The sequence below is a fragment of the Rhizobium sp. B230/85 genome, from assembly GCF_019355735.1.
In the GTDB taxonomy this organism is placed as follows: Bacteria; Pseudomonadota; Alphaproteobacteria; order Rhizobiales; family Rhizobiaceae; genus Rhizobium; species Rhizobium rhododendri.
Genome location: NZ_CP072157.1, coordinates 649,947 through 662,386, shown reverse-complemented (window position 1 = coordinate 662,386; position 12,440 = coordinate 649,947). Strand labels below are relative to the sequence as shown.

Below are 12,440 nucleotides of genomic sequence, written 5' to 3'. Positions count from 1 at the left end.
GAAGATGATGAGCCGAGTTGTGGTCATCGGCGCTGGCGCCATGGGGTTGGCGGCTGCACATCGTGCGGTGCAGCTAGGGCATGAGGTCGACCTGATCGAAATCGACAGCGTCCCAGGTGGCATGGCCGCGCATTTCGATTTCGGTCCGCTGTCAATCGAGCGTTTTTACCATTTCGTGTGCAAGTCGGATGAGCCGACCTTTGCCTTGATGCGCGAGCTCGGGATTGGCGACAAGATGCGTTGGCGCGCTACTTCGATGGGTTATTTCATCAAGGGAAAAATCTATCCCTGGGGGGATCCGATTTCCCTGTTACGGTTCCCGCACCTTAGCCTAATGGCCAAAATCCGCACCGGCCTGCAAATGTTCATAACCACCAAATCCAAGAGCTTCAATTCGATCGAGGACAAGACTGCCCGCGAGTGGCTCGAAAGTGGATCGGGCAGAGAAGTCTACAACACGCTATGGAAGCGTTTGATGGATCTGAAATTTTACGAGCTTGCTGACGATATTTCCGCCTCGTGGATCGCCACCCGCGTACGCCGTATTGGAAGTTCACGACGTTCGCTGTTTCAGGAAGAACTTGGATACATCGAGGGCGGCAGCCAGACGCTGGTCGATGCGCTCGTGTCGGCGTATACTTCTAAGGGCGGCCGCTTACATCTGGCAACCTCGGTAGAGAAGGTCGAGACGGAGGCCGGCAAGGTGAAAGGCGTGCGGGCCGGCGATAGCTTCTATCCAGCCGATGCGGTCATTTCCACCGTCCCAACCCCGCTGATTTCGACCCTTGTGCCAGACCTGCCGGAGGCCGCGAAGGCGCAATATGACGCGATCCGGAATATCGGTGTGGTATGCCTTATTTTCCGGCTGAAGAAGTCGATCAGCAAGCATTTTTGGATCAATATCGTCGACGAAACGATCGAGATCCCGGGCGTGATCCAGTTCTCCAACCTTCGCCCGATCGACGACACGGTCGTTTATGTACCCTATTACATGCCGACGACCCAACCGAAATGGCACTGGAGCGACGAGCAGTTCATTGACGAGGCGTTCGGCTATATTCGAAAAGTCAATCCTGCGATCACCGGGAACGACTTGATCGACGCAAAGGTCGGTCGCCTTAAGCACGCCCAGCCGGTCTGCGAGCCTAATTTCCTAGACAAGCTGCCCCCCATCCAAACTGCGATCGCCGGTCTACAGATCGCCGACACCTGCTACTACTACCCAGAGGACAGAGGGATTTCCGAGAGCGTGCGTTATGGACGTGACATGGCGGAAGCTATCGGAAAATGAAGGCAACGCTTATCGGTCTATTGTCCAGGCCATTTATCAGATTTGCAATTTCGGGTGGCCTAGCTGCAGGGATCAATATCCTTTCGCGAATAACATTGTCCCAGATAACGCCCTATTCGATCGCGGTCACGATCGCCTATCTGTTTGGTATGACCACGGCCTTCGTACTGATGAAGCTCATGGTGTTCAAGAAATCAGGACAGCATCTTCAACAGGAATACGTCCGCTTCGCTCTGGTCAACGTGATCGCATTTGCACAGGTGTGGGTGGTCAGCGTCTCATTAGCACGCTATCTACTGCCGGCAATGGGCTTCCAGGCGCACTCGGACACGATTGGACATGTGATCGGCGTGTTAAGTCCCATCGCCACAAGTTACTTCATGCATAAGTATTTTACGTTTTCGAAACAAAATATATGATCCCCGCGGTTTTCAGGCCCGAGCCAGAATGGAATCTGATCGCGTCTACATGTTCTACAAGTGCTGAAGTTTGAAATACTCGACCGCGTATCACTGAAGGATTTCCAGAGGGTATGAGTGGAACTATGTTGACTGAAAGAAATCTGGCAAAGGTCTTGACAGGCGCTGTCACGCTGCTTGCCGTTGCATTGGTCATCTGGAGCTTATTCGTCATCTGTTGGCTTTTCACGCCAATCCCGTACTGGGACCAATGGGAAATGGCAAAGTATCTATCCACGCGCGGACCATTTTCGCTAAGCTATTTGATGGAGCCGCATGCCGAGCATATAATCGCAACAAGTAAATGGTTATATTTCATTGATTACTGGTATTTTGGTTACGCCAACCGCTTCCTTGTCGTCACGATTGTGTTGGTACACCTTTTAGTTGCCTATACGCTCGCGTCGGTGCTGGCCGGATTTCGCTGGTCGTCCAGCAAACGGTTGTGGACCTGCGTGTTCGCTGCTTTGATGCTTTCTCTAGCTCAATGGGAAAATCTCACAATCGGCTTTCAGACCCAATTTGGCCTGACTTCTCTTTTCGCAATAATTTCCTGCATATTTGCGACCCGTCTGGCATCCGATAAAACCATTCATTGGCAAGCGCTCTTTGGTCTGGTGGTTTTCACGCCGCTGACAGTATTTTCCATGGGCAACGGTATTGCGCTGATCTGCTGTTTCATTTTGATCTCTATTTTGACTCGCACGCGGTTTTCCACCTTTCTCGTTATGTTGTTGATCTACGCGCTTTGCATGGGACTGTTTATCGCCCAACGCAACGCGGGCAGCGCTTTGCATTTCGGCTCCAGCAGCCTTCTTGATGCACTGCGGTTTTTTATGGCGGTGCTCGGGGGCTCATTCACCACCAACTTTACGATCGCGACGGTTGTCGGTGCAGTGGTCTGCCTCTTGTTCCTGATTGAGTTTGTTTACGTGGGTGTGCTGCCCTGGGTTCGGCGCCAGACGATTGACCGAGCGACTGTTGTCTTTCTCTCAATTGCTATTTTTGTGCTCGCAAGCGGAGCAGCAGTGACAATAGGGCGTATTGCGCTTGGACCTGCGGCGGCGCTCACATCTCGCTATGCCACTCCAAACATCCTGCTTTATTCATCCATACTGGGTATCGGCTACCGACACTATATGTCCAATGTGCAGGACGAGCGCTCTGCAAGGCACCTGCTGTGCGTCTTCGGGTTTATCGGCCTCGCCGTTGCGTGCGTCCTGACGTCACGACCCTCAAACCTCGCCAACCTTATCGCGCGTAGCGACACCCTCACCACGGCAGGATACTTTCTGCTTTCCGGTGTGAAGGCGGATGATATCGTAGTCGATTTGTACCCTAGGCCTTTGGAAGTCAGTCGCCCGATTCAGTTCATTGAACAGAACAAGCTCAATATATTCTCTTCGAGATTTGGGCTGCGGGCACTTGGGCGCACTGAAATTACTAATGTGAAAGAGTTGCCGGTTTGTTCCTTCCTAGATTTGAACTCAACCTCGCGGATGGACGCGACCTCATGGAAAGTGTCTGGAAAGTTCCACAAGGTTGGAACCGAGGAAAAGCCGGAATGGATCATTGCGACAACGCTTGATGGCCGCGTGCTTGGATATGCGCCGCCAAAAAAACAACAAGAACATGGGATGGGGGCGTTCGATGTACCGATCCACTACAAGGACCAGACGTCTAGCCTTAATATATATATAGTTGCTCAATCAAGCTCTAGTCAACTTTGCCGATATGCGGGGGTGGTTGATCTTTCAGAAGGTTATTTCTCGCGCCAGATTCCCACAAACATTGTCGAAACAAACTACGAGGAGAAGATATCCTTGAGCAGCAATGTAGACTGGTTGCCTGGAACCGCGCAACACCTTGAGTCGTCAGCTTACAGGGTTCGGTCAACGTGGCAGGGTGACGATAATGCCACTGGCACCATACGTTACAGCTTTGCCGGAACGGACAATGAGTGCGCTAACGTCTTTGTGGGCATCATGCGGGGCCCGACCACTGTCGGTATGTCAATTGAGATATCTCGGGAGGGCAAAGCAACACGTCGGGTTTCGCTCGACACCATTAGCGAACAACAATGGTGGTGGTTGAAGGTACGGGATGCCGAAAGCTGTAGAAAATCATCGCAGTCTACCGTCGCACTGATCGATAACGGCAACGAATGGGGCGCCTGGGCCGCCATCACGACGCCGGTCGCCTCTTTTGATTGAAATGGAGGGCTCGGCGCAAAAGCTAGCAGTCAGCTTGCAATCTCAACCAATTTTGGATCGCCGCAGAGCAGGGCAGATCCTGCACCGGTATGATGAGCATCGGCTTGACAGCAAAGGATTTACTCATCTGCGGATTAACTGCTTATAACCTGGGAGGGCTTCCAACGCCGCTGAAAGCGGCATAGTGCGCTCGCACTCCGCTTAAAAAAGCGGATACAACAAAATGGCTCGAACGGCGCTGAACAGGCTTTATCTGGCTCTTCTTCAAGCCCCTTCAGAATCTCGGCGAGAGGAAATAGTGCGGTTTCCAGATCTTGCTAACTTTTAGTCTATTGGGGATGGTTCAATGCCTACATATCGTGACACGGGTCACCCGGCCTCATTGTGCGCATTTAGTCTCGAGCCTATCCGACGATTGAGCTTGCCCAGGTTAACCTTATACATTATTCCTTTTTTTGAAAGAAGAGCGGGTTACGGAGGTTTTTTAAATGCTCGGCGGTCAGAGTTCCGAAAACCAGCGCTAAGACCCGTGACAACCGCTTAATCGTGGTGGCTACCGATGCCTTAAGGGCATTCCAAATAACTTGGGCACAACAAATGGTTGCTACCTCTCGTGTCTGGGGGCTATTTCAAAATGACAGGAGACAACCCGGTCTGTCTTTGGTGCATTTGGGCGGCGTTTAACATCTTCAGGCTTTTTTTCAAGAGAAAGACAGCAAAGCACTATCATGGAATCCTATTCTCCAGTTTCCGTTTCAGTGGTCGTACCTATCTATTCAGGCCAGGACTACGTGAATGAGTTGATTGAGCAGCTTGCATCGGTCAGGAAGGGTTGGCGAGATCGCCAGGTTCCTCTTGATTTGACGGAAGTCATTCTCGTGGATGACTCTGCTATCGACGGCTCACCGGCGTTGATCGATGAATTAGCATTGGCATACGGCTGGGTCACAGCCGTCCATCTGATGCGCAACTTCGGTCAGCACGCCGCAACCATTGCCGGCATATTACATAGCTCTGGCGACTGGATCGTCACGATGGACGAAGACTTGCAACACTCGCCCTTTGAGATGGAAACCTTGCTCAAGGCAGCGACCTGTTCCGGTTCTGACATCATCTATGCAAAGCCAGTGAACAAAGTTCATGAAGATCGGGCCCGCGACTGGAGTTCACGCGGGTTCAAACGCCTGATGGTATTGCTGACCGGCAACGCGAATATCGCTCATTTCAATAGCTACCGTCTGCTGCGCGGTCCGCTAGCGCGCGCCGCATCCAGTGTCTGTGGGTATGACACCTATTTCGATATAGCACTTTCTTGGTTCTCCAACCGCGTGCAAGTCATTCATCTTGATCTTAAGGACCGGCGCTTCATAGAAAGCGGCAAAAGTGGTTATAATTTTTCACGACTGATGACCCATGCCCGTAAGCTCCTTTTATCCAGCCAAGTAAAAATGCTGCGTATATTCGGCTTGCTGGGGTTCGCAGTTGTGTTGGCCAGCATATTCGGCGGTCTATTTGTATTATTCGAGAAAATGGTTACACCACCGAGGGAAATTGTTATTGGATGGTCTTCGTTGATGCTTACCATCCTATTTTTCGGCGGAACAATTACGAGCATGGTGGCTCTTGTACTTGAGTACCTGTCAACGCTCGTTCAAGCAGCTCACGGAAAACCGATATTTTTTGTGGTCGACAGATCGAGTGACATTCGGCTGCGCACATATTTCGAAGCACCGTCAAAATGATTGTCAGCGCACGCGCTTGTCGGAACCCGTTGGAAGGCCAGAAACTCACCGCCATCTTCGGTGTTGGGCTGGTCGGCGGCGCACTTTTGCATTCCCTCATGAGCGATGAAATAGCGCGCCGTCTCGTTCTTCCGATAGACTGGCTGAATCGTGCCCAGCGTTTAAGCGATCTATCCGCTATAGCCGCAGGAATCTGCCAACAGCAGAACGTAAATGGCGCCATACGACAGGTCGATGTAGTATGGGCGGCTGGCAAGGCGGGCTTTAATTCCGACTGGGATTTGCTTCGGGGCGAATTGGATGCATTCAAAGATATCGTTGAATGGGTGATGGGTCTAACTATAATGCTGCCTGATACGACTGTAATCTTTCACATGCTTAGTTCTGCTGGCGGATTGTTTGAGGGGCAGCGTTTCATCGACAAAGAGTCGCAACCTCGTCCCCAGCGGCCCTATGGCGAAGCGAAGGTTTTGCAGGAGGCTGTCGTCGAGCGCTTGCGCGGCGACATAACGAGCCATATCTATCGTCCTAGCTCTGTTTATGGATTCAGTGGCTTCGGCGGGCGTATTGGGCTTATCAATGCACTGATCGAAAACTCAAAAAAACACTCCACTTCTCATATTTTCGGGGGCTTAGAAACACTGCGGGATTATGTTCTGTGTTCGGATATCGGGAGCTTTCTAAAGAAAAAAATCGAAGAAGCCAGCTCAGAGTCACAGACGTATTTGTTAGCAAGTGGAAGGCCGACATCAGTGCATGAAATGCTACAGATTATCAATCGGGTGGTTGAACGTCCTATATATCTAATGTTAGACGTGCGTCCATCGAACGCGAACCACATGACCTATCGGAGGTCTGCACTGCCTAAAGGTTGGAGGCCAACCGACCTTCATGCGGGAGTACGACTTGTTGCCCGGCAGTTGGCGGCGGCTTTTGAAAACGGAAACAAGATCGTAAAATCCATCTAAATGGTGACGATCGAGAAAGGTCAACTTGATATGGACCCGCAGCAGTCACAAACTGCAAAGACATTTGACGAATACAAAGACAATTACTCAGATGCTGTCGATGCGGCAGTCGCGTTTACAGGCCTATCTACAGATTTTTATACCCGCGTCAAAGCTGATTATATTACTGACCTTGTTAACGCCCATTTCGGCGACGGCCTATCGCTCTCAGCACTGGATATTGGGTGTGGGATAGGCAACTACCACCCATTGCTTGAGCCGAAATTTGCTAAGCTCTCAGGCGTTGACGTGTCTAAAGAATGCGTAGAAACCGCTAAGTTACGTAATGTATCTGTTGAGTACAAGGTCTATGATGGTTCGTTGCTACCCTATGATGATGCTTCTTTCGACATTGTTTATACTATCTGCGTGATGCATCACGTGCCGCCGTTGCATTGGCCGAATTTTGCAGCAGAGATGCGTCGCGTTCTAAGGCACGGCGGCTTAGCGTTGGTATTCGAACACAATCCGCGCAATCCGCTTACTATGCGGGCTGTTAATACGTGTCCTTTCGATAAGGATGCGGTGCTGCTACGAAGTGAAAAAACTGAACAACTGCTGCTAGAGGCGGGCTTTGTTGACGTCTCGTCCCGCTTTATTTTGTCTGTTCCGCCAGCGAACAAGTTTCTGCGTCGTGTTGATCAGTTTTTTGGTCGTATTCCTTGGGGCGGCCAATATTATGTCGCAGCTAAGTTATCGACATAGGATACCGTGAAATTGCGCAGCTCATTCCTACTGTTAAACTCGAATGCCTTGGTTGCAAGGGCGGCTCGTTTTGCAATTGTTGGAATCATGAGTAGTGGCCTTTATGCGGCAGTAACAATAGTTGGCCACGGAGTTTTTCGAGTTGACCCGAAAATTTCATCTATTCTAGGGTATCTGGCATCAATTCCATTCAATTTCTTTTTCAATCGCCATTTTTCGTTTCAGTCAGATGGAGGTGCCAGTGGCGAAGCTATCCGTTTTGGGTTAGTACATTTAGCAAACCTCGTTCTAACTTCAGCCATAATGCTGCTCGTAGTGGACGTGTTTAACCTTCACTATTTTTTAGGTATCACATTTGTCATCATTTTTGTCCCTATTGTAAATTTTGTTATAATGAACTGGTGGGTCTTTCAGAAATCTCCAACGCCCGATTAGCTAGATAAGAATACTGAGGTCGGAAATGCAAGCTAAGAAACGGGCACGGATTGGAGCAACATTCTTTCTGTCGCTGCTTGGCATCTTCGATAGCGTTTTTTTCCAAGCAAAGTAGAGAACGAAAGGTCATTCGGACTAGGAATCTCAAAGTGAACCTAAGCGGAAGCATAGCCAATCATCACGGAAGCCCGTAAGACTGATGATGCCTGTAGCTCTCGCATCAGGTGTTGCTCGAGTTACGTTAGGTGGGCTCGCGCAGAAACCTCTGTCCGAACCAATTCGTGCATGAAAGATGCAAAGATGCCACTAGTCTCTATTGTGATCGCGTACTACCAACACGAAAAATATATTGGCGAAACAATCGCTAGCCTACTCGCACAGACACTGGGTGATACGGAAATCATCGTCGTTGATGATAAGTCAAGCGATGGAGGCATGCCTATAGTCGAGGCCTTTCGGGACCGGCGAATCCGGACCATCTATCGCAGCAGCAATGGCGGGCCCAGCGCAGCAATCAACGATGGCGTTCGGGCCGCTAGCGGGACATATATCGCGCTCACGGGAAGCGATGACGTCTCGGAACCTTGGCGTCTTGAACATCAAGTCGAGTTCCTCACCCAGCGAAAGGCGAGTATAGCTTTTTCGGTTCCGAAGCTGATAGATGGACATGGCCGCGAACTACATGATCAGTTGTTTCCCATCTTCTTGCACCAACGTCAGCGGGATACCGCTCACGCGGCGTTGCGCAGCCTGTTTGTTCAAGGCAACACCTACTGCGCTCCAACCGCCCTAATCAAAGCGGACCTTTTTCAGGACATCGGTCTCTTCGACGAATCCCTTATCCAGCTGCAGGATTTTGATTTGTGGATGCGTGCTGCCAGCCATGGTCACACAATTGCGCTAGGCCAGCGCCGCGTGACACGCTATCGGCTTCACGACGAAAATCTTTCGCATCAGAGAAACGATGAGAGGATGCATGGCGAATTGATGCGCTGCTATATCAAATTTTTAAGGGATTGCCCACCAGAAGCCCTTGCCAAGGCATTTCCTGAAATGGCAAGACCTGGGAGCCAAGAAGTCGATCGCGCCATGATTGCAATCCGCCATGGTAGCGTTATGGTTCAGACGATAGGAAAAGCGATGCTTCTTAGAGAGATTTGGGACTATCCTCAGCCTGGTCAATCTCTGACCATGGACGATGCATTCGTCGCGGCTGCGATAAGCGCGGGTCTTCCTCCAGGAGTTCAACTTACGTCGGCCTTTGGTGAGCGCTTATGATCAGCTCGCTTTTAAAACGCGCGGCACGCAAGGCATTAAATTATCGGGAGGTGTCCGGTTCTTCCATCAGAACGCTTTCAGAACCGGGCGGTGTGGAGCCCAACATCAACATGCTTGTCCAGTCTGGTCTAATCGACCTAAAGTACTACAATCTACAGCTGGACGCTAGCATGTCTAACGTGCTGGAGGCTGCGCGCCATTATGTGCTGCAAGGTGCAATGGACGATATAAATCCAAATGCCGCGTTTGACACTCGATGGTACAGGGAGACCTATCTGCTTGACGACCCCAGCACCAATCCTCTGCTCGATTACCTGAAACATATTGAAAAAGAACAACGCGATCCATCTCCAGGATTCAGTAATGCTTTCTATCGCACATTCCACCGCGACGTGTCGAAGGCCGGCATCGATCCGCTGAGACATTTCGTCGAATATGGACAGTTCGAGAATCGCATTACTTCGCCCTTTGCAGATCAAGAGGCCCTTCCTAGCCGTTTCCGTAGTATCGGCGCCGAAATGCTTCCTCAGGACGGGGTCACCCAATTCCGCGGCACGTTTGCAGTCCAACCACTGAAGAAGTTTGCCGCCGCGATACTGAGCTCATCCTATCATCAGGCTCGCGACGAACATGAAGACGCGGGCATTAGAGAGTCATCTACCGCAGAATACTATCCAGCAGCGCCCTATGTTGCTCGTTTTGAAAGCGTCATTTTGATCGGCGGAAGCCGATTGGTGCTGAAGGACGAGACGACCGCCCTCTCAGATGAGATAAGCGCATTTCAGTTTGTCTCCAACTCATGCGTCCGACCCCATACTTTTCATCTGACTAAGGCTGGCAAATTGCTACTTACGCTGTCGCGGCAGTATCCTTCGCAGATTGACCGGGGCATCCATGTGATGCACGAGTATGCAGAAAATTACTTCCATTTTATCGTGGAGGTTCTTCCTAGGCTATTGCTAGCCGATGAGCTCGGGCTAGATCCGTCTATACCACTCCTCATTCAAAAGAATTTGGCACGTAACCTACGTGTACTGCTAGACGGCATGAACATAAACAAGCGACCGATTATTGAGTTAAATGATAGGCAGATATATCCGATTCATGACTTATATTTTGCGTCGGATGCATCTAGCATCCAAGATGTTTACGAACGCAAACGATTGCCCGAGGATACGATCCTACACTTAGGCCTTATCCGCCGCGTAGTTGACCAAATCCTTGAACGATATGCTCAGCCTATGCACGACGAGAGACAGCCCAACCGGAAGATTTATGTTCGCCGCGGGCAGCGCTATCGGGGTTTGCGCAATGAGACTGAAGTCGAGGACTTCCTCGTTGAACAAGGTTTTGAGCTAGTTAGCACGGATGACGTGTCGATCCGCTCGCAAATCAATATTTTCCGCGACGCCAAGCAAATTATCTGCCCGACCGGTGCGGCCGTAACTAATATCCTATGGTGTCGCCCCGGCACGGAGGTCAACATTTTTATGTCTGATCACGTCTCAACGCCAGACGAAATCTGGACGCAGCTGGGCACGGTTTCGGGGTGTAATGTGAAAATAACCAAGTGTGAGCGAGCTTTCTCGACCGATGGGAGATATGCGATGCACGATGACTACTTGGTCGATCTCAACACCGTACGTACAATTGTCGGCGAATTCGAGTACCGTTCAAATAGCATCTGACTGCACGCGTTGAGATTGGCGCCGTAATGGTGCGGAAAGAGAGCAGATACCCTTATGGTAAATAAATTGCGCAGCCATTATCTAATAGATATCCCCACAATACCAGATCAGCGGGGAAAATTAGCTGTTCTGGAGTACCAGGGCGCAGTTCTATTCGACATCAAGCGAGTTTATTATTTATTTGATGTACCGGCTGGGACGTCCCGCGGTGGACACGCACACCGAGAACTCGATCAGTTGCTGATCGCTATCTCTGGCAGTTTTACAGTAGATGTTGAAGGCACCGACGGAAAAAGCTCATATGTCTTGAACAGGCCTAACCAAGCGCTTTATATCGGATCTATGGTATGGCGTGAAATGCGGGACTTTTCCTCCAATGCCGTCTGCCTAGTGCTGGCATCAAGCGTATACACGGAATCAGATTATATTCGTAGCTACGGCGAGTTTGCTCGCCTACTCGGGAGCAAACAATGAAAGTTCCATTCGTTGACCTGCGAGGAGAGATTGAGTCCTCTCGCGTCGAGATGCTTGCTGCATTTGAGCGCGTCTTGCAAAGCGGTAATCTCATCATGGGCCAAGAGCTCGCCAATTTTGAAAATGAATTCGCGGCATTCTGCGGCGCCAAGCATGCGATTGGGGTTGGCAACGGGTTAGACGCCCTCAGTTTTGTCCTTCGCGCTTGGAATGTGGGGCCGGGTGACGAGGTGCTAGTGCCTGCACAAACTTTCGTAGCGACTTGGTTGGCCGTTTCCCACGTTGGCGCCAAGCCCGTACCGGTCGATATTGACATAAGAACGTATTTGATGGACCCGACAGAAATAACAGCCGCCATCACACCACGGACTAAGGCAATCATACCTGTTCATCTCTACGGTCAACCTGCGGATATGGCGGCGATCGGTGCGATCGCCGCTGAGCACGGTCTTAAAGTATTGGAGGATGCGGCACAGGCTCACGGCGCCACTTTCAACGGTATTCGCGCCGGTAACTTGGGCGATGCAGCCGCATTCAGCTTTTATCCCACCAAAAACCTCGGCGCGTATGGTGACGGAGGAGCAGTGGTAACCAATGACGATGGTTTAGCCAAGAAGTTACGAAGCCTGCGGAACTACGGGAGCGAGGTAAAATATGTCCATGATGAGATCGGCTACAATTCGCGTCTCGATGAACTACAAGCAGCAATCCTTCGCATACAACTCTCGAAATTATTGGTCCGCAACCTTAGGCGCAAAGCGGCTTCAGAGTACTATACGCGCGCGCTGGCTGGCGCCCCTGATGTGATTCTCCCCACCGAGGCCGAGAATGTCAGCGCAGTTTACCACCTTTACGTCATTCGCCATCCGCAGCGCGACTTGCTACTCCGAGAGCTCAATTCCGCGCATATCAATGGAGCTATTCACTATCCAATCGCACCTGCCGATCAGCGTGCTTATGCCGGCCTCTCGTCAGATGCGACGCCCAACGCTACACTCGCTTCTTCAACCTGCTTATCTCTCCCACTCTGGCCAGAAATCACACGACAAGAGCAAGACTACGTAGTGGAAAACATTGTTCGCATAACCAGTGAACTAGCTTGCTAAACCGGAAACGTTCCCGGACAAACGGCGAACCGGGCACAAAAGC

At 50.8% G+C, this 12,440-nt stretch carries 11 protein-coding genes; all 11 read left to right on the top strand.

Annotated features, from left to right (window positions below; translation table 11 throughout):
* Positions 1-4 precede the first annotated feature (4 nt).
* The 11 genes from J5289_RS21100 to J5289_RS21050 all read left to right on the top strand — a co-directional run bounded on the left by J5289_RS21100 (position 5) and on the right by J5289_RS21050 (position 12,397).
* A complete protein-coding gene (locus J5289_RS21100; RefSeq protein WP_257625515.1) occupies positions 5-1,291 on the top strand; it encodes an NAD(P)/FAD-dependent oxidoreductase in 1,287 nt (428 codons plus the stop codon).
* Complete coding sequence (locus tag J5289_RS21095; protein ID WP_209207987.1) at positions 1,288-1,710, top strand: GtrA family protein; 423 nt, start codon at positions 1,288-1,290, stop codon at positions 1,708-1,710. The genes J5289_RS21100 and J5289_RS21095 overlap by 4 nt, the downstream gene beginning before the upstream one ends.
* Before the next feature lie 125 nt (positions 1,711-1,835).
* Positions 1,836-3,962 carry a hypothetical protein gene (locus J5289_RS21090; RefSeq protein WP_209207988.1) on the top strand — a complete coding sequence of 709 codons (2,127 nt, stop codon included), beginning with the start codon at positions 1,836-1,838 and terminating at the stop codon, positions 3,960-3,962.
* Positions 3,963-4,690: 728 nt separating this feature from the next.
* On the top strand, positions 4,691-5,704 hold the full coding sequence (locus J5289_RS21085) for a glycosyltransferase (protein ID WP_209207989.1): 1,014 nt from the start codon (positions 4,691-4,693) through the stop codon (positions 5,702-5,704).
* Positions 5,701-6,672, top strand: a complete 972-nt coding sequence (locus tag J5289_RS21080; RefSeq protein WP_219276626.1) for an NAD(P)-dependent oxidoreductase — start codon at positions 5,701-5,703, stop codon at positions 6,670-6,672. Before J5289_RS21085 ends, J5289_RS21080 begins: the two co-directional genes overlap by 4 nt.
* Complete coding sequence (locus J5289_RS21075) at positions 6,673-7,416, top strand: class I SAM-dependent methyltransferase (protein ID WP_209207991.1); 744 nt, start codon at positions 6,673-6,675, stop codon at positions 7,414-7,416.
* A gap of 12 nt (positions 7,417-7,428) precedes the next feature.
* Positions 7,429-7,851, top strand: coding sequence for a GtrA family protein (locus tag J5289_RS21070; protein ID WP_209207992.1), 423 nt, complete (start codon positions 7,429-7,431; stop codon positions 7,849-7,851).
* Between the two features lie 285 nt (positions 7,852-8,136).
* Complete coding sequence (locus J5289_RS21065) at positions 8,137-9,129, top strand: glycosyltransferase (RefSeq protein ID WP_209207993.1); 993 nt, start codon at positions 8,137-8,139, stop codon at positions 9,127-9,129.
* Positions 9,126-10,817, top strand: coding sequence for a DUF563 domain-containing protein (locus J5289_RS21060; protein ID WP_209207994.1), 1,692 nt, complete (start codon positions 9,126-9,128; stop codon positions 10,815-10,817). The genes J5289_RS21065 and J5289_RS21060 overlap by 4 nt, the downstream gene beginning before the upstream one ends.
* A 54-nt stretch (positions 10,818-10,871) precedes the next feature.
* The gene (locus tag J5289_RS21055; protein WP_209207995.1) at positions 10,872-11,291 is read left to right on the top strand and encodes an FdtA/QdtA family cupin domain-containing protein; all 420 of its coding nucleotides are present in this window, start codon (positions 10,872-10,874) and stop codon (positions 11,289-11,291) included.
* Positions 11,288-12,397: a DegT/DnrJ/EryC1/StrS aminotransferase family protein gene (locus J5289_RS21050; RefSeq protein WP_209207996.1), complete on the top strand. Its 1,110-nt coding sequence runs from the start codon at positions 11,288-11,290 to the stop codon at positions 12,395-12,397. Before J5289_RS21055 ends, J5289_RS21050 begins: the two co-directional genes overlap by 4 nt.
* Positions 12,398-12,440: the final 43 nt, after the last annotated feature.

Coding starts and splice junctions, on each gene's coding strand:
- J5289_RS21085 (WP_209207989.1), top strand. CDS start 4,691: ATGGAATCCTATTCTCCAGTTTCCGTTTCAGTGGTCGTACCTATCTAT.
- J5289_RS21065 (WP_209207993.1), top strand. CDS start 8,137: ATGAAAGATGCAAAGATGCCACTAGTCTCTATTGTGATCGCGTACTAC.
- J5289_RS21055 (WP_209207995.1), top strand. CDS start 10,872: ATGGTAAATAAATTGCGCAGCCATTATCTAATAGATATCCCCACAATA.
- J5289_RS21090 (WP_209207988.1), top strand. CDS start 1,836: ATGTTGACTGAAAGAAATCTGGCAAAGGTCTTGACAGGCGCTGTCACG.
- J5289_RS21100 (WP_257625515.1), top strand. CDS start 5: ATGATGAGCCGAGTTGTGGTCATCGGCGCTGGCGCCATGGGGTTGGCG.
- J5289_RS21080 (WP_219276626.1), top strand. CDS start 5,701: ATGATTGTCAGCGCACGCGCTTGTCGGAACCCGTTGGAAGGCCAGAAA.
- J5289_RS21095 (WP_209207987.1), top strand. CDS start 1,288: ATGAAGGCAACGCTTATCGGTCTATTGTCCAGGCCATTTATCAGATTT.
- J5289_RS21075 (WP_209207991.1), top strand. CDS start 6,673: ATGGTGACGATCGAGAAAGGTCAACTTGATATGGACCCGCAGCAGTCA.
- J5289_RS21050 (WP_209207996.1), top strand. CDS start 11,288: ATGAAAGTTCCATTCGTTGACCTGCGAGGAGAGATTGAGTCCTCTCGC.
- J5289_RS21060 (WP_209207994.1), top strand. CDS start 9,126: ATGATCAGCTCGCTTTTAAAACGCGCGGCACGCAAGGCATTAAATTAT.